Annotated in this window: 19 protein-coding genes; 12 read left to right on the forward strand and 7 right to left on the reverse strand. The window is 44.5% G+C overall.

Annotation, left to right across the window (positions count from 1 at the left end; translation table 11 throughout):
* Both BCT34_RS24555 and BCT34_RS07080 read left to right on the forward strand, forming a co-directional pair.
* On the forward strand, positions 1-223 hold a 223-nt coding region (locus BCT34_RS24555; protein ID WP_206747681.1), incomplete at its 5' end, for a hypothetical protein.
* Positions 220-957, forward strand: a complete 738-nt coding sequence (locus BCT34_RS07080; protein WP_076654442.1) for an HAD-IIB family hydrolase — start codon at positions 220-222, stop codon at positions 955-957. The genes BCT34_RS24555 and BCT34_RS07080, both read left to right, overlap by 4 nt.
* A gap of 49 nt (positions 958-1006) precedes the next feature.
* On the opposite strand, the gene BCT34_RS07085 is transcribed toward BCT34_RS07080, so the two are convergent.
* The 3 genes from BCT34_RS07085 to BCT34_RS07095 form a co-directional block, all read right to left on the reverse strand.
* Positions 1007-1219: a TIGR02450 family Trp-rich protein gene (locus tag BCT34_RS07085; RefSeq protein ID WP_026084164.1), complete on the reverse strand. Its 213-nt coding sequence runs from the start codon at positions 1217-1219 to the stop codon at positions 1007-1009.
* Positions 1220-1362: 143 nt separating this feature from the next.
* Positions 1363-3810: a molybdopterin guanine dinucleotide-containing S/N-oxide reductase gene (locus BCT34_RS07090; protein WP_076654441.1), complete on the reverse strand. Its 2448-nt coding sequence runs from the start codon at positions 3808-3810 to the stop codon at positions 1363-1365.
* 20 nt (positions 3811-3830) lie between these two features.
* Positions 3831-4925, reverse strand: coding sequence for a NapC/NirT family cytochrome c (locus BCT34_RS07095; RefSeq protein ID WP_076654440.1), 1095 nt, complete (start codon positions 4923-4925; stop codon positions 3831-3833).
* Between the two features lie 316 nt (positions 4926-5241).
* Here BCT34_RS07095 and BCT34_RS07100 point away from each other — a divergent pair, with 316 nt between their 5' ends.
* Together BCT34_RS07100 and BCT34_RS07105 are read left to right on the forward strand one after the other, a co-directional pair.
* Entirely contained in the window at positions 5242-5517 is a 276-nt protein-coding gene (locus tag BCT34_RS07100) for a nitrogenase-stabilizing/protective protein NifW (RefSeq protein ID WP_076654439.1), read from the forward strand.
* 138 nt (positions 5518-5655) lie between these two features.
* Positions 5656-6780 (forward strand): M14-type cytosolic carboxypeptidase, encoded by a 1125-nt coding sequence (locus tag BCT34_RS07105; RefSeq protein ID WP_076654438.1) that lies wholly within the window; start codon positions 5656-5658, stop codon positions 6778-6780.
* Between the two features lie 126 nt (positions 6781-6906).
* On the opposite strand, the gene BCT34_RS07110 is transcribed toward BCT34_RS07105, so the two are convergent.
* Complete coding sequence (locus tag BCT34_RS07110; RefSeq protein ID WP_017060329.1) at positions 6907-7263, reverse strand: hypothetical protein; 357 nt, start codon at positions 7261-7263, stop codon at positions 6907-6909.
* Positions 7264-7514: 251 nt separating this feature from the next.
* Positions 7515-8141: a LysE family translocator gene (locus BCT34_RS07115; RefSeq protein ID WP_076654437.1), complete on the reverse strand. Its 627-nt coding sequence runs from the start codon at positions 8139-8141 to the stop codon at positions 7515-7517.
* 209 nt (positions 8142-8350) lie between these two features.
* Between BCT34_RS07115 and BCT34_RS07120 the strand changes: the two genes are divergently transcribed.
* The 3 genes from BCT34_RS07120 to BCT34_RS07130 all read left to right on the forward strand — a co-directional run bounded on the left by BCT34_RS07120 (position 8351) and on the right by BCT34_RS07130 (position 10494).
* Positions 8351-9589 carry a DEAD/DEAH box helicase gene (locus BCT34_RS07120; RefSeq protein WP_076654436.1) on the forward strand — a complete coding sequence of 413 codons (1239 nt, stop codon included), beginning with the start codon at positions 8351-8353 and terminating at the stop codon, positions 9587-9589.
* Between the two features lie 253 nt (positions 9590-9842).
* A complete protein-coding gene (locus BCT34_RS07125; protein WP_076654435.1) occupies positions 9843-10064 on the forward strand; it encodes a hypothetical protein in 222 nt (73 codons plus the stop codon).
* Positions 10065-10191: 127 nt separating this feature from the next.
* Entirely contained in the window at positions 10192-10494 is a 303-nt protein-coding gene (locus tag BCT34_RS07130) for a thiamine-binding protein (protein WP_076654445.1), read from the forward strand.
* Positions 10495-10551: 57 nt separating this feature from the next.
* Here the strand turns inward: BCT34_RS07130 and BCT34_RS24400 are convergent, their stop codons facing one another.
* Entirely contained in the window at positions 10552-10719 is a 168-nt protein-coding gene (locus BCT34_RS24400; RefSeq protein WP_165690303.1) for a hypothetical protein, read from the reverse strand.
* Positions 10720-10828: 109 nt separating this feature from the next.
* A complete protein-coding gene (locus BCT34_RS07135) occupies positions 10829-11089 on the reverse strand; it encodes a DUF1289 domain-containing protein (protein WP_076654434.1) in 261 nt (86 codons plus the stop codon).
* Positions 11090-11280: 191 nt separating this feature from the next.
* On the opposite strand from BCT34_RS07135, the gene BCT34_RS07140 reads away from it, so the two are divergent.
* The 5 genes from BCT34_RS07140 to BCT34_RS07160 all read left to right on the forward strand — a co-directional run bounded on the left by BCT34_RS07140 (position 11281) and on the right by BCT34_RS07160 (position 16204).
* Entirely contained in the window at positions 11281-11727 is a 447-nt protein-coding gene (locus tag BCT34_RS07140; protein ID WP_076654433.1) for an META domain-containing protein, read from the forward strand.
* A gap of 381 nt (positions 11728-12108) precedes the next feature.
* Positions 12109-13275 carry an ABC transporter substrate-binding protein gene (locus tag BCT34_RS07145; protein WP_076654432.1) on the forward strand — a complete coding sequence of 389 codons (1167 nt, stop codon included), beginning with the start codon at positions 12109-12111 and terminating at the stop codon, positions 13273-13275.
* A gap of 5 nt (positions 13276-13280) precedes the next feature.
* Positions 13281-14981 carry a thiamine ABC transporter permease gene (locus BCT34_RS07150; RefSeq protein ID WP_076654431.1) on the forward strand — a complete coding sequence of 567 codons (1701 nt, stop codon included), beginning with the start codon at positions 13281-13283 and terminating at the stop codon, positions 14979-14981.
* Entirely contained in the window at positions 14947-15597 is a 651-nt protein-coding gene (locus BCT34_RS07155; RefSeq protein ID WP_076654430.1) for an ATP-binding cassette domain-containing protein, read from the forward strand. The genes BCT34_RS07150 and BCT34_RS07155 overlap by 35 nt, the downstream gene beginning before the upstream one ends.
* Entirely contained in the window at positions 15587-16204 is a 618-nt protein-coding gene (locus tag BCT34_RS07160) for a CDP-alcohol phosphatidyltransferase family protein (RefSeq protein WP_017109886.1), read from the forward strand. Before BCT34_RS07155 ends, BCT34_RS07160 begins: the two co-directional genes overlap by 11 nt.
* Positions 16205-16240 lie beyond the last annotated feature (36 nt).

Below are 16240 nucleotides of genomic sequence, written 5' to 3' on the forward strand. Positions count from 1 at the left end.
GTTTTACTTGACCACTACAACTAAGGTCATTGAGACAAAACCAGTCTTAAAAACAAAAAATTTAAAACACCACACCAACTGTGATACTTGCTACAAACTATTCAATATCGATTATCTAAGCCAAAAGACAACTTGTAGACTACTCATTGCTGAACCACTCTTTATGAAAGGTATGGATGTTCTCTCCGTAATAATTAGAGAAAATGACAAGGAATTCGAATGATTAAAATGCTGGTGTGTGACTTTGACGGTACGCTTGATGGGGGATCATCTCAGGGCGTTAACCAGTTGTTTGACTACCTCACAGAACAACCCGATATCCGCTTTATCATCGCAACAGGAAGAACATTACCTTCGATTAGAATGGGGCTGGCATCGGATAACTACCCGAAACCACATAGCATTATCAGTGATGTGGGTACGAAAATTCATCATGTACATTCCCAAAAGCCAGACCATATTTGGCATAACCAATTGGAAGCTTCTTGGAACAAATCACAGATAGAAGCGGCTCTCGCACCGCTTGACTTTATGGGTGAACGCTTTGAAAACCATCAAGGTGATTACAAGATTACTTTTGAAGGGAAGTTGTCTGAGCCTCAACATGAATTGATCGAATCAAGATTGGAGTCGCGCGGATTGGATGTACACCTTACCTATTCCCACGATTGGTATTTGGACATCACACCAAAAGGCGTCAATAAAGCTACTGCGATTCATCACCTGCTCAAGCAGCATGATTTAAGCGTTGAAGAGGTGTGTGTCGCGGGCGATTCTGCGAACGACACATCCATGCTAACGATAGAAGGGGTAAATTCAATACTAGTCGCTAACCACTACCCTGAAGTGGCTCACCTTTCCGACAGAGACAATGTATATACCAGCACAGCAACGCACGCTGAGGGTGTGTTAGAGGGGCTCAAATACTGGCAAAGGCGAGCGTCGAATATCCGATAAACACCAGTTCGCCATTTACATCAGATTCGAATCAAGCAGGCTTCCGGCTCTACTTCCAGCCTGGGAGCCAATTTTGATTATCAGTAAGTTCTCGCCAATTGATGTCTTCTTCTCGTTTAGTCATTACTGCCTCTATCATGCAGCGCACGACCTCCCCTTCATCAAATTCGACTTCTGTGACCATGAAGTGCTTTTCTTTCTTCACAGGGCTGACGGCTGTCCATTTACTACGAAATAACTTCTTTGGGTTGATCCGATTCATGGGCTTCTCTCTTGCTTTGACGTTGTTGATTATCATGAGTTGTCTACTCGACACAAAGTAATAGTCTTTCCATCGCAAAAAGGATCATAAAAAAAGCCAGCGGTTAGACTGGCTTCGTTCGATTAGCTATTTCTCGTTAAAGATTAGCCATTTTTAGGTGGATCAAATGCCGTTAGCTCTAATACTGGACCTGTGTATTTTTCAATTTTCACAAGCGCAGAGTTCGCAGCACAACCATTTGCCAAACGAGAGGTCGGAATATCCAACGTAAGTACGTTACAGCCACCGTTTTTACATAGACCTGTCTCTTTATCTAAATCAGGCCAACCGCCTTCATGGATACATACAGCGCCCTGCTTGATGCCATCCGTCACTAATGCACCAACAAGTACTTGTCCGCGATCGTTGTATGCGCGAACAAGATCACCCGTTTTGATGCCACGTGCTTTCGCGTCTTCTACGTTAATTGAGATAGGCTCACGGTTACCAATCGCATACTCTTCGCGGATCTTCGCATAGTTGAACTGGCTGTGTAGACGGTGAGCGGCGTGCGCTGTCATCAGTTGCAGTTCATCACTTTTCGCTTTACCGAAGAACTCAGTAGGCTCAATCCATGTTGGGTGAGCTGGGCAATCTGCAAGCTTGTAGCCTTCGATGGTTTTAGAGAAGATCTCAATCTTACCACTTGGCGTACCTAGCGGATTCATCACTGGATCCTTACGGAAGTCAGCATGACGAACAAATTGAGCCGCCTTCTTGTTGTACTTCATTTCGATAAGCTGGTTATCATCCCAGAACTTACCAAATTTAGGCATACGAACACGAGCAGATTTACCTGCTTTTTGTGCCGCATCGTAAAAGCCTTTCAACCATGCCATTTCGTCTTTGCCTTCGGTGAAGACATCACGGCCACCCGCTTTGATCATCTCAGACATGTCTGCAAATACATCGAAGTCATTACGCGCTTCACCTTGAGGTTCAACCGCTTTCTTCATTGGCACTAGGTGTTGGTTACTGTAGTCACCCGTCATCGTCATATCATTACGTTCAAACGATGTAGTAATTGGCAGAACAATATCCGCGTGCTTAGCAGCAGCTGTCCAGTAGATCTCAGAAATAACCACTAGCTCAGGTTTTTGCCACGCTTTGATCAGGCGGTTGGTATCTTGGTGATGAGTAAAGTTACCACCGCCCGCCCACCAAATCATTTTCAGGTCAGGGAATGTCAGTTCATGGCCGTTATGCATGTATTTCTTGCCTGGATTTTCCAATGCTTCTGTAATACGAGCAACAGGGAAGCTATTCACCGCGCCCGAAACTGCCCAGTCATTACCAGCAGAAGAACCGCCGCCGATTGAAGCTGAAATCGCTGGCAGTACACCCGCATCACGAGTTGGGTTACCACCATTAGAGTAGTGATAAGACAGACCAAAACCACCACCAGGCAAGCCGATTTGACCTAGCATTGCCGCTAGCGTTACTACCATCCAGTGACGTTGCTCACCGTATTGTTGGCGTTGAATACCCCAACCCGCCATCAGCATAGTGCGGTTTTGGCTAAAGATATCAGCTAGTAATTCAAGCTGTTTCGCAGGAACGCCGGTAATCGCTTCAGCCCAAGCTGGTGTCTTCTCAACACCGTCCTCTTTACCCATTAGGTACGCTTCAAATTTATCGTAGCCTGTCGTGTATTTGTTTAGGAACTCGACATCGTGCTTACCCTTTTTAACTAAAGAGTGCGCGATACCCATCATCATGGCGACGTCGGTCATTGGGCGCGGTGCAATCCACTGAACTGCGTCACCAAAGAAGTCGATAGTTTCAGAGCGCATTGGGTCGATAGCGATGATTGTCTTGCCAGACTTCTTAAGTTTGTGAAAGAACTCTAGGCCTGAACAGTCGGTTGAACTCCATGCAATCTTAAGCGTGTTCATTGGGTTCATACCCCACAACACAACAACGTCTGAGCTCTCTAGCACCACAGGGTGAGTGGTTTGCTGTTCATAAACTTCGATAGATCCCATTACGTGCGGCATGATCACTTGAGCAGCACCAGTTGAGTAGTCACCTAAGTGACCTGAGTAACCACCAGCCAAGCTCATGTAACGTTGTAGTAGCGTTTGTGCTTTGTGCAATACACCACTTGAACGCCAACCGTAAGAACCCGCGAATACAGATTCAGGGCCACTCTCTTTACGGATACGCATGTGTTGTTCGTGGATCAGCTTATAAGCTTCATCCCAAGACACTCGAACGTATTCATCTGCGCCACGAGTTCCTGTTGGATCGGATGGGTTATCTAAGAAGCCTTTACGTACCATTGGGTATTTTATACGAGCTTTGGTATGAACCTGATCAGGACCTGTCGTTTGTAAACTATTTGGCACTGTTTGTGCGAGAGCATTCGTCGTTGAAACTAGCTTGCCATCTTTCACTTCACATAACATTGGCCCCATACGACCTGCTGTTAATATACCTTTACCACGCTTATTCGCAGCCGATGCTGTCATTGGTGTCAATGATGTGAATGCCAGCGCACCAGCAGCCATGCTTGTTCCTTTGAGGAATCCGCGACGAGTAATATCTGTCATAATTATTTCCCTTTTGTTTCTTAGTGGCCAGCCACATCTTTTGCGTGGTTCTGGAAGTATTTAGTAAGAAGTTCTAAATCTTGGTCTGAAATGTCAGTTCTTTCGCCCATGCCTTTCGCAACGGGACCCCAAGCATTAACGGTGAAGTGGTTCGCGCCAATTTTTGCGTGGCATGTCGAGCAGTAAACGTTGTCGAGTTCTTCAGCGTAATCCCAGATTGGCTCGAGTGAATCCAGTACAGGCGCATCAACGTTCGCGGTTAGCACCGCCGTTCGCCATTCATTGCCGTACGCATCCGTTTTAAAATCACCAACTTCAAGGCTCTGTTGCCCTTGGTCTGTCAGCATCGCAACGATTGAGCGTTGACCTTCGCCGTAGTAAAGCACCTGTTCTGCACCCTTCATTTGGTAAGCATGCAACTCGATTTTGCGCTCAGTACCTTCAACACTTTTCACATCTAGGCGTGCCGTTGGATTGATAGTGCCAAGGTCACCAATACTGATGGTTTCTGCTGAGTAAACGACTTTCGCATTCGGGTCTGTTTTCTCAGTGAATGCCATCAAGTTGTCGAAAGCTTCGCTGTCCATTTCTGGCTCAGGAGCAAAATGAGCAACACCTTTGTGGCAGTCGATACAAGTCTGATTATTCTCTTGCCCGTATTCATGCATTTTCGCCGCATCTTCAGATTGCTCGTAGCTATCCATCGCGTCGAAAGTATGGCAAGAACGACAAGTAGCAGAATCACTTTCACGCAGTTGAGCCCAAACGGTTTCGGCCATCGCCATACGGTGCTCTTCGTATTTGTCTTCGGTATCAATTTTGCCAGTCACAAACTCGTGATAAATGTCTTTAGATGCACGAATCTTGGTGATTACGTAGTCAATTGGATCGGAAGGAATATGACAGTCAGAACACTCAGCTCGAATGCCTTTTGCATTGCTGAAGTGGATTGAACCTTCATATTCTTCATACGGAATTTGCATAGTGTGGCAAGAAGTACAGAACTCAGTACTCGATGTGTAGTGCATAACGGCTGCAGTACCGCCCAGCGTTAGCCAGCCGATACCTATACCAACAGCAGCAATAAGAGCGATATATCGTTTTTTAATAGACATATTTAGAAATCATCTTCAACAATTAGTAACAATTGCGATCAGAATAATACTTTAGGGTTAGCCACTATTGATTCACGTCATAAATTGTCTTTATTGATAATAAAGAAAGCGAGCAATGAGACCTAAATACAAATCACTTATAACCATGACTTCGCAACCATTCTGTTTATATTCACAAAACAAATAAGGTCGCTTTAATTTATAAAATTCATCTAAAAATAACGGCGTACTTCCCCATTAAAAAACGCACTAGAATCAAGATCAGGAGTAGCGAGCACATATACAATGTTTGCAAATTTACGGTACTGAAATAAAAATGAACCAGACAGAATTCCAGCAAAAAATAGCGAGTTTCACCTCGATTGAACAAGCGCTTGATTACTTCGAAATTGGGTTTGATAGCAAGTTCATCGAGCAAAACAGAATAGAGCTTGTGAAACGCTTTAATGGTTATCTGATCCTGTCAAAACCCGATGATTGGTTCTCTGGAAGAAGAGCGCTGAAAAACGCTTATTGTAAGGTTCAACGCAGCAAGTTAGATCGCCACACTCGTTCGGCCTGTCGTGGGTGTACCACTTGCCAGCGCCGATAGTTAGAAAGTTGGTTGTTCAAAAATAGAGAACTAAAAAGTAGATAGTTGAAATAACATCTCATTACGATTTAGTTAGTGGTTTGCTCGAAAAAAAGTGTGCTAGTCTTACGACAACTCAACCACGAGATAAAAACTACAATGAAAATTTTCAGCAATTTCGAAAGCGGCAACATTCACGTCGTTTCAGCAGATTCACCACAAAACATTCAACTGACTATCCCTGCAGACAACCAAACTGAAATCTCTCAGTGGTTCCATTTCCGTTTAGAGAGTGAAGCGCAACAAGCACACCACTTTGAAATCGGTCAACTGGCAACATCGGCTTATCCTGAAGGCTGGAAAGATTACGATGTGGTTGCATCGTACGACCGTGAAGAGTGGTTCCGTATCCCATCTCAGTTCGATGGCGACACACTAAGCTTCGACATTATTCCAGAGCACGATTCAATGTACTTCGCGTACTTCGCACCTTACTCGTACGATCGTCACCAAGATCTTCTGCACAGCGCGCAAACACACCCGGCTTGTAAGCTTGAAACACTGGGCCACACGCTAGACAACAACGACATCACTTTGCTAACCATTGGTGAGCCAAGTGAAGAGAAGAAAAACATCTGGGTTATTGGTCGCCAACACCCTGGCGAGACTATGGCTGAATGGTTGATCGAAGGTCTACTTCAACGCCTGCTTGATGAAACAGACACGGTAGGTCGTTCACTGCTAGACAGCGTTGTGTTCCGCGTTGTTCCTAACATGAACCCAGATGGTAGCATCCGCGGTCACTTACGTACTAACGCGATTGGCGTTAACCTGAACCGTGAATGGCAATCGCCTTCTATGGAACGTAGCCCAGAAGTATTCCTTGTTCGTGAGCGCATGCTAGAAACGGGCGTAGACCTGTGTTTAGACATTCACGGCGACGAAGCGATTCCATATAACTTTGTGGCAGGTAGCGAAGGCACGCCTTCATACAACGAGCGCATTACTAAACTAGAGAATCACTTCAAGCAAGCACTACTGACGATCACGCCAGAGTTCCAAGATGAGTTTGGCTACGATAAAGACGAGCCGGGCAAAGCTAACATGACGGTTGGCACAAACTGGATTGGTGAGCAGTTTAAGTGTTTAGCTTACACCGTCGAGATGCCATTTAAAGATCACATCAGCCACGCTGACGAACTTTACGGTTGGTCGCCAGAGCGCAGTATAGCGTTTGGTCATGACATGCTAGCCGCAGTTTGGGCAACTGTAGACGAGCTATAGGGTCACTAAGCTCTTTAGTTTGCCTCTGTATCTAGTTAGATATAACAAAGCCCAGCACTTGTGAAGTGCTGGGCTTTTTAATGTTTGCTCAGAATTAACGATTCAGATATCTAATTTTAGACGCTTTTAAGCCACTCTCAGGCTTGCAAAAAATACCGGGTATCTTTGCCTAATATGCCTTTGTTCAGACACCATATCTTTGAAACTTGGGCCTTGTGATAACTGAACGATCACTTCATCGCCCTCTTGTCTCAATACTGCACCACTAATGTCGATACTGTTGTTGTCATGCAACCTCAAGGTGCCAGCCATTGAAAAGCCACGATAAACCGGAATGATATTACGCATCATCAGGCGTACACCTTTTTCAGAAACTTCGCTGACATGAAAAAGCTCATCCTTAATTCGCATCACCGGACGTGCCTTTTGAGGGTACTTTAAGCGGTAATATTTGCGTTTTTGGGTGAATGAATCTTCACGCATTAGTGACTCCCTGTCTCTATTATTCGGTCAAGCAATAGACTTTAGCTTCAATTGGTTTTAAATAAACACATTCACCAAATTGATAGCTGATTATTATATCGACTTTCAGAGCTAATGCTTTAGAGATTTATACAGAGAAACAGGAATTGCTCAGCATTCAGTAAAAAATGAGAACTAAGTCGGAAATGATATCTGAGACGGCAATAAAACCTGAACCGATAGCCAAACACCCAATTCTTCGTGTGGTTACCCTAAAGCTGAAACAACGCCAACTGAATGCTGAAGCCCACAAATAGAATTCCACAAACAATGTTCATCATTTGCGAGGTACGCTTTTGAACCAACAAGCGCTTAAACGTATCCGCCATTAAGATCACAACCAAGAACCACATCGAAACAACCATCGCCTGAATTCCACCAAGCATGAGACTGTCTGTCACAATCGCATCTGTTGAAACAAATTGAGGAAATATAGAAAGATAAAACAGGACGATTTTAGGATTCAGTAGATTTGTGAGGAGCCCTTTGAAAAATTGGCTATAAAGCTTACTTTCCGATGCACTGACCACAGAAATTACGCCCTCTTGAGCGCGCAGTGCTGCACGGAAATGATTGTATCCAAGCCAGACAAGATACAAAACCCCTGCCCACTTTAGCCCTTCAAAAGCCATTGGAGTGTTCGACAGTAACAAACTTATGCCGTTGGCCGAGATAAAGGCATGAAAAAAGAAACCACATGACACGCCCAACACGTTCACAAATGCGAACAGCTTTCTTTGAGTTAAGGCCGTGCTTAATACCAACAAAGCATTAGGGCCCGGTATAATGGCAATAAAAAACACGATAACAATAAACAGCCAGATACTGTCCCAACTCATTTCGATCTCATTTCATGAACATTTTTAGGACGGACATTGTACGTCCATTCGATAGCATTACAATATGCTAAACGCTTAATTAACTCGCATAGAGATCGTCACAAAATAACGCGTATAATGAACGTGTTTATCGTGTAACGTACAAAACTGATTCTCTAACATTTACAGCCCTGTTAGACTCCACCTCCCTTTTGATACTTGGTTCATTTATGTCATTTGATAACCTAACCCTTAATGCTAAAACCGTCTCCGCGCTCCCATCTCAATTCAATAAGCCGACAGAGATACAACAAGCAGTAATCCCTACAATTATTACGGGGAAAGATGTGCTTGCATTAGCTCAAACGGGTAGCGGTAAAACATTGGCCTTCGGCTTACCACTGCTGAACAACATCAATCATGATGTAAATGAACTGCAAGCACTGATCATAATCCCAACGCGTGAACTCGCATCTCAAGTGACGAAATCTTTAGAGCCTATCGCGACAGCGCTCGATATCAAACTCGTAACTTTAACGGGCGGCGTGAATACCGATGATCAACAGCAACGATTATCCATTAAGCCGCAATTAGCCATCGCTACACCAGGCCGCCTACTCGCGTTAATCAAAAGCGGTGAACTGGATGTAACTCAGTGTCAGTCATTGGTTCTTGATGAAGCCGATCGCCTGATCGACATGGGATTTTGGCCAGATATTCAAGCGATTACCGCTGCACTGCCAGCGAAACGACAATCACTACTATTCTCAGCAACACTTCCGTCGGAATTGGTAGGTCAAGCTGAAGAGCTTCTTTCAAATCCAGTTAAAGTCACGACACACCAAGAAAACAGCGTGGTCGCGACTATTGAAGAAACTCTGTACTTAGTGAACAAAGGCAGTAAAGCTCAAGCGCTCATCGCCCTACTCAATCAACACACATGGCCGCAAGTGTTGGTATTTATTGGCGCAAAAGACAATGCCGATGCATTAACCAAGCGATTGAATAAAGCCAAAATCAGTGTGAGTGCGTTACATGGAAATAAGAGCCAAGAAGAACGAGATCAGGCATTAGAAAGTTTCAAAAGTGGCGAGACTCGCGTGCTTATCGCGACAGACGTTATGGCTCGAGGTATCCATATTGATCAGTTACCTATCGTGATTAACTTCGAATTGCCATCTCACGCAGCAACTTACGTACACCGCGTTGGTCGTACAGCAAGAGCAGGAAGCACTGGCTGCGCGATCTCTCTGGTTAGCCACAGTGAAACTGACTATCTCAACGCGATTCGCACTCTGACCAATAAGCCGTTAGCACTGCTACCATTAGAAGGTTTTCCTGTTACAGACAAACCTGCATCTGAAGCAACAGCTCGCAAGCGTCCACCTAAAGACAAAATGGCGAATCGAAGAACAGCCAAAAAGAAGAGCATTAAGCAATTTAAAAGCAAATCAAATAGCTCAAAGTAACCAGAAATAGCTCTAAGCAACCAGAAATAGAATAATTAGCTCAGTTTATACTGGGCTTTTTTATATGCAACAAAACAGAAATTAGCACCCAAAAACTCCCCTAACGTTGCCAACTTAAATGACACTTTTGTGAATTATGATGCCAACGTATTGATTCTTGGTTGCTCAAAAAAAATACTCTTAAATCACGTTGACGCCCCTATATCTGGCAACTAGATTTTTCTATTAGTGTCTACAACAGGAGGTCATTGAAATGAAACGTGCTAGCTCTACATATCGATTACAACTGATTAAAGAAGTGGCAACCCGCCGAGATCGTCAACATTCCAATGACCCGATGGCAAACTACATACAAACCCTAATAGATAACAAAGATGATTGTGATACTTCGGTTGAACGCAACCATAGATTCAGTGGCAGTCATTTCGATGAACACATAGGTGGTTGGGTAAGCGACCACTGGGGTAATAAGTAGGAAAACGAGAATAATCCAACCAGCATAGTCGCTGTAGAATTTGTCTCCGCATTAACCTATCATCTGCAACAAATCCCTACCCTAGAGTAAGCAGAAAGTGTCTGAGTTAAAAAGAGAAAAAGAAGTGATGGTTGCCTTCCAAGTGATACCTCGCGTTAAAGAAGGCAACAACTTCGAAGTGGTTGATAAAGCCATTGAAGTTGTGAAAGCTGCCGATGTGACTTTCCAAGTCGGTGCAATGGAAACCACGATGAAAGGCGAACTCACCCAATTACTCGATATTGTTAAAAAAGCAGAACAAGCTTGCTACGATGCAGGGGCAATAGAAGTGATCACAAACATCAAGATTCACAGCAAAACCACCGAGGCAGACGATACGTTTTGCACATACCATCGTGGTGTAACGAAAGCGAATCACATGTTTGTTTAGTAAGGTTTTAGTTTCTGAAAACTGAGCTTGAAGAAAGGCTCTGAAGAACCGGTAGTGTTATTGAAAAGGCATGTCTGAAAGGTGAGAGAGGATTTCCAGTCGTTCTTCTTCTGACATGGAGTGCCAATCACGCGGCGCTTCTTCAGGGTCATCTTTAGCCCCGATCGGTTTTCGGTCCAAAGCTTTGACTGGCTCTTTTTTAAGTTTTACGTTCTTTTTATTCATACCGACACCACTCCTTCGGGTACAAAGGTACCTACTTTAATATTACACCCCAACCATTATGTAAAGTAATAGTTACTCCGGAGTTAAATAAAATATTAATACTTGCTCTTTAGCTAAAAAGATCTCTTTGGGGGCTTGCATTTCCCTCTTCTTCAACCGGCTGACCAACCAAGTTTTTTTGCTTCATTATTTTTCTTCTATAGCGCTGACGACACAGCTTTATGACGTGCAATTGTTCTGACGGCGTCATAGATATCCAATTAAAGCGCTCTTCTCTTTTGCGCATACAACCATTGCAATAGCCTTTGTCATCGCTTGAACAAACCCCAACGCAAGGGCTTGGAACTTGGAAAAACTCTAACTGCTCCACTGTGCCTCCTTACACATCCAAAATTACGCTTACTATCTCAAAAATAAGCGATTAATTTGTCGCCTAGCTCATGAAATCCATACTAAACTATGACCTTATACTGACACATATAGTGTTTTGTAAACTATACTTTGAACCCATCAAGTTACTCTTATTCGGTAACTTCGTTCTTTCCTTTGGAGCCTTATAATATGAAGTTTAGTTCAAAAAAATTACTAGCAGTAGCCGCTTTACCTATGATGCTAGCAGCATGCACAACAACAGGTGACAACGCTATGCAAGTAACACCAACCGATCTACAGCACCATAATTGGGAACTTGCGCAAATTGATGGCAAGGACATTGCGAAAAGCGAAGATCAAGCAGCTCCTCGTCTAGCGATCGGCGAAAAGATGACTGCAAACGGCATGGCTGGTTGTAACAACTTCTTCGGCCAAGGCGAGCTGAAAGACGGTCAATTCCGTATCAAGCAAATGGGCATGACAATGAAAATGTGTCAAGGCTCCGCGATGGAAATCGAACAATCGGTTTCTGCTACTCTGAGCGAGTGGAGCGACGTAACTCTAACAAACGATACGCTAGTACTGAAAAACGATGTACACACGCTAACGTACACAATTCGTGACTGGGTAAACTAATCCGTCATCGAACCAAACACTGATTAAAGGAGCCTAAGGCTCCTTTTTTATTGTCGACTTGCCCTCACTATTTCTTCAAAATTGACACTCATCACCGACTTTTAGCACCAACCTCCAATAAACCTCAAAAATCTCTCATTTAGATGCAATAAATTCACCTGTTAAGCGGTCTGTTGCTAGGATGGCAAAAGCCTAGAGTCTGTTGAGTTTGTGAGATAATTGAATATCGAACAAAACTCAACCGCGAACTCCCTGCATCTTCTCAAGTAATTGATTGAATTTACTGTTGAATTAGAAATTATTTCAGAAACAGATAGAATAACTATTAGGGAGTTCGAAAATACAATGCTCTTGCCCGTTCACTACCAAATGGAAAAGTTTATGAACAAGATAGTAAGTACGTTAGGAATCATGGCAACCGTTGCATACAGCGCAACCATTTATGCTGATGAAGCAACATCCACCGACAGTTGGAACCAAATAGAACAGCAGGCAGAGGGAGAAACTGTCTACTTTCATGCTTGGGGCGGAAGCCAAGAGATCAATCGTTACCTACAGTGGGCAGGCAAGAAATTACAAAGCGACTACGGTGTCACGTTAAAGCATGTGAAAGTAACCGATATTGCAGAAACCACTACTCGACTACTCGCTGAAAAAGCGGCTGGAAAGAACAGCGAAGGCAGCGTCGATATCGTTTGGATCAATGGCGAGAACTTTCGTTCGATGAAAGACAACGCGCTATTGTTTGGGCCGTTTACAGAATCACTTCCAAATTGGCAGTATGTCGATAAGTCTATGCCAATTGATGTCGATTTCTCGGAGCCGACAGAAGGCTTAGAAGCACCGTGGGGTGTTGGACAACTTGTGTTCATTCACGACCAAGAGACACTGCACAATCCACCACAATCGTTTTCAGAGATGTTGAGCTACGCTCAAGCTTTCCCGAACCGCTTAAGCTACCCTCGCCCACCTGAATTTCATGGTACGAGCTTCATTAAGTCTCTACTGATTGAACTAACAGACAATAACCCTTCGCTGGCCCAGCCAGTTTCAGAAGACAACTTCCAAGAAGTGACGGCACCACTTTGGGCTTACTTAGATAAATTCCATAAAGTGGCATGGCGCGGTGGTAAACAATTCCCAGCAGGCACATCGGAAAGCATCCAACTTCTGGATGACGGACAGCTCGATCTCGCGATTACGTTCAATCCAAACTCTGTTTATTCAGCACAAGCAAGTGGTCGCCTAGCCGAAACCACCAAGGCTTATGCTCTAGAAAGTGGCGCTTTATCTAACATTCACTTCCTTGCTATTCCTTGGAATGCCAATGCAACCGCAGGGGCTCAAGTGACCATTAACTTCTTACTGAGCCCAGAAGCACAGTCTCGCAAAGGTGACCTCAATGTTTGGGGCGATCCTTCGGTACTAAGCAGCAAGTACCTCACTGGCAGCGCTAAAAACACCCAGCAATTTAAATCAATTGATGAACCACACCCTAGCTGGCAAAACGCGCTCGAAAAAGAGTGGCTTAAGCGATACGGTAACTAAGCTTGATGCTACGCGCTCTATATTTTGTTGTCATAGCGGTGTGCATTATCCCAACCATTCCTGGGGTAGCGGGAGTCGTGGCTTCGTCACTGAGTTTCATCCCGCCCCTAGGTTTAGAGGAGCCGACACTCAACGGTTTTAGCCAAGTCTTTCAATGGGAAGGGGCTTTGCACTCTATTGGCTTAAGCCTAGGTTCAGCGGTTGCAAGCAGCTATATTGCCTGCTTCCTGACCTTTTGTATTCTTCAAGCCTCTTGGGGAAACCAATTTTGGAGAAAGATTGAGTTAACGCTATCACCGATGCTTGCCATTCCACATGTGGCTTTCGCTATCGGCTTTGCTTTTCTGTTTAGCCCAACGGGGCTTGGCGCAAGAGCCATACATCACTTGCTCGGCGAATCGGCTACGAGCTCTGAATTGGCTTTGTTGGTTAAAGATCCATATGCATTCGGCTTGATCATCATGCTGGCACTCAAAGAAGTACCCTTCTTATTGCTGATGAGCATTTCGATACTGCAGCAAATTGATGTAGAGCGTATCATTAAGGTCAGTGCATCTCTGGGTTATAGCCGTGATCAGATCTGGTGGAAATGTATTTTCCCACAATGGTTTACTAAGCTTCGCTTCCCAATGTTGGCCGTGCTCGCTTACAGTGTCTCGGTTGTCGATATTGCTCTGATCATTGGCCCAACCAACCCGCCGACCTTTGCCGTTTTAGTATGGCAATGGTTCAACGATCCTGACCTTAATTTACTCCCGCGAGCTGCTGCTGGTGCCATCGTTTTGTTTGGCTTAGCTTCATTGATCATCGCCTTGGCGCGCTTAGTTGAATGGGCAATTCTTAAGTACTTTCGAACTTGGCAGTATTCAGGCAGAACAGGCGCAAACCTTCCGGGGAAAACCGTGTTTACTGTGCTTGCTGCGTTGTCACTGCTTATCATTCCATTGATGGTGATTTGGAGTGTTGCCCAACGTTGGCGTTTCCCAGACCTGCTCCCTAGCCGATATAGCACGCGTTTCTGGGAGTTTGAGTGGGATGGCATCATCAGTACCGTCGGACAAAGTTTGTGGATTGGCTTGATTGCCGCTTCAGTCGCTTTGTTGCTTGCGCTGGTTGCTCACGAATACAGAATCAAATACAAGTGGCAAGTTCCGGGCTTCATTATCGCTATTCCAATGTTGATACCACAGCTCTCTGTGCTGTTTGGTATGCAAGTTACGACCCTCTACATTGGCAGCAGTGCCTATGAGTTCTGGGTGATTTGGGCGCATGTTTTCTTTGCTTTCCCGTTTGTATATTTGTCTTTGGATGGCCCGTGGAAAAGCTTCAATGATGGTTTGATTAAAGCATCGCTTAGCCTTGGTAAGTCGCCATTTCAGAGTTGGTATTCAATCAAACTGCCAATCCTACTTCCTGCTATTGCTTTTGCTTGGGCGGTCGGGATCAGTGTGAGCTTGGCTCAGTACCTACCGACATTGATGCTCGGCGCAGGACGCATAAGCACAATCACCACAGAAGCCGTTGCGCTAACGAGTGGTTTCGACCGCAGAGTGACCGCTATTTACACCATTTGGCAGGCCTTATTGCCTCTATTCTTTTTCTCTTTAGCGATATTAGTCAGCCGACTTCAGCTCAGATATCGCCGTCTTACTTTCAAAGGTTTCCTAAGTAATGAGTCTGTACCTCAACGACCTCGCCATCCGTAAAACCGATGGGGATTCGCTGTTCTCAGCGCTAAACGTAACATTAAAATCTGGCCAAATACTGGCTTTGATGGGGCCGAGTGGTTGCGGAAAGTCGACCTTATTGGATGCGATTGCTGGTCACCTAAGTGAAGAGTTTTCATATTCGGGCACCGTTGTGTTGAACGATATTCCGCTGGACGACCTACCTTCACATCAACGCGAAGTCGGTATTTTGTTTCAAGATGACTTACTGTTCCCTCATCTCAAAGTATGGGAAAACTTGGCATTCTCATTACCTAACTCAGTTAAAGGCTCTGCTCGTCAACAACAAGCAATGGCTGCGCTAAAAGACATAGAGCTAACTCACTTGGCAGAGTCTTTCCCGGATCAAATATCTGGTGGTCAACGTGCGAGAATAAGCCTAACTCGTATGTTATTAGCTAAACCGAAACTCGCCCTACTCGACGAACCGTTCAGTAAGCTAGACCAAGAGTTAAGAGCACAATTTCGTGATTGGGTGTTCGAACAACTGACCAAAGCAAATATCCCAACATTAATGGTCACGCATGACGAAGCCGATGTACCTCAAGGGGCAGAAGTCCTATCTTGGCCATGGAGAAATAACAATGTTGGATAAGTACTCCATCAAGGTCATTAAATGGCCATTAAATCAGTCGGCTAAGTTACTTAACCAATTTGGTATCACGGCGAACCAAACCACCCTATTTGGATTTTTAGTCGGCTGTTTAGCGTTCCCGGCGTTAGCATTTCAACAATATGAGTGGGCGTTAGGCTTTATTGTATTCAACCGAGTATGTGACGGACTTGATGGCGCTTTGGCTCGAATCCAAGGCATTAGTGATGCGGGTGGCTTCCTCGATATCAGCCTAGATTTCCTTTTCTACTCGCTGATTCCTTTTGGCTTTGTGATTGCCAATCCTGAACACAACGCCATTGCCGGTGCATTTTTGATCTTCTCTTTTATCGGCACAGGCAGCAGCTTTTTAGCGTTTGCAGTAATGGCAGGCAAACGAGGTATCGAGAATCCCGTTTATAAACATAAGTCTCTTTATTATATGTCTGGGCTAACCGAGGGTACGGAAACCATCGCCTGTTTCATCGCTTTCTGCATTTGGCCTCAGCACTTTGCGGTTATCGCGTACACCTTTGGTGCGGCTTGTTGGCTAACTACGTTCATGCGTATTTATTTTGGTTTTCAGACTCTTAAGAATCAAACCAGCTGATCTATGGCTCTCTATTCATTTAAACAAAAACGCCGC

It is taken from the genome of Vibrio sp. 10N.261.45.E2 (genome assembly GCF_002875705.1).
GTDB lineage: Bacteria > Pseudomonadota > Gammaproteobacteria > Enterobacterales > Vibrionaceae > Vibrio.

Excerpts from the sequence above, each read along its gene's own strand:
- BCT34_RS07110 (WP_017060329.1), bottom strand. The coding sequence starts at position 7,263 with ATGCGTGAAGATTCATTCACCCAAAAACGCAAATATTACCGCTTAAAG.
- BCT34_RS07100 (WP_076654439.1), top strand. The coding sequence starts at position 5,242 with ATGAACCAGACAGAATTCCAGCAAAAAATAGCGAGTTTCACCTCGATT.
- BCT34_RS07130 (WP_076654445.1), top strand. The coding sequence starts at position 10,192 with ATGGTTGCCTTCCAAGTGATACCTCGCGTTAAAGAAGGCAACAACTTC.
- BCT34_RS07105 (WP_076654438.1), top strand. The coding sequence starts at position 5,656 with ATGAAAATTTTCAGCAATTTCGAAAGCGGCAACATTCACGTCGTTTCA.
- BCT34_RS07115 (WP_076654437.1), bottom strand. The coding sequence starts at position 8,141 with ATGAGTTGGGACAGTATCTGGCTGTTTATTGTTATCGTGTTTTTTATT.
- BCT34_RS07160 (WP_017109886.1), top strand. The coding sequence starts at position 15,587 with ATGTTGGATAAGTACTCCATCAAGGTCATTAAATGGCCATTAAATCAG.
- BCT34_RS07150 (WP_076654431.1), top strand. The coding sequence starts at position 13,281 with ATGCTACGCGCTCTATATTTTGTTGTCATAGCGGTGTGCATTATCCCA.
- BCT34_RS07140 (WP_076654433.1), top strand. The coding sequence starts at position 11,281 with ATGAAGTTTAGTTCAAAAAAATTACTAGCAGTAGCCGCTTTACCTATG.
- BCT34_RS24400 (WP_165690303.1), bottom strand. The coding sequence starts at position 10,719 with ATGAATAAAAAGAACGTAAAACTTAAAAAAGAGCCAGTCAAAGCTTTG.
- BCT34_RS07090 (WP_076654441.1), bottom strand. The coding sequence starts at position 3,810 with ATGACAGATATTACTCGTCGCGGATTCCTCAAAGGAACAAGCATGGCT.
- BCT34_RS07085 (WP_026084164.1), bottom strand. The coding sequence starts at position 1,219 with ATGAATCGGATCAACCCAAAGAAGTTATTTCGTAGTAAATGGACAGCC.
- BCT34_RS07155 (WP_076654430.1), top strand. The coding sequence starts at position 14,947 with ATGAGTCTGTACCTCAACGACCTCGCCATCCGTAAAACCGATGGGGAT.
- BCT34_RS07145 (WP_076654432.1), top strand. The coding sequence starts at position 12,109 with ATGAACAAGATAGTAAGTACGTTAGGAATCATGGCAACCGTTGCATAC.
- BCT34_RS07095 (WP_076654440.1), bottom strand. The coding sequence starts at position 4,925 with ATGTCTATTAAAAAACGATATATCGCTCTTATTGCTGCTGTTGGTATA.
- BCT34_RS07125 (WP_076654435.1), top strand. The coding sequence starts at position 9,843 with ATGAAACGTGCTAGCTCTACATATCGATTACAACTGATTAAAGAAGTG.
- BCT34_RS07080 (WP_076654442.1), top strand. The coding sequence starts at position 220 with ATGATTAAAATGCTGGTGTGTGACTTTGACGGTACGCTTGATGGGGGA.
- BCT34_RS07120 (WP_076654436.1), top strand. The coding sequence starts at position 8,351 with ATGTCATTTGATAACCTAACCCTTAATGCTAAAACCGTCTCCGCGCTC.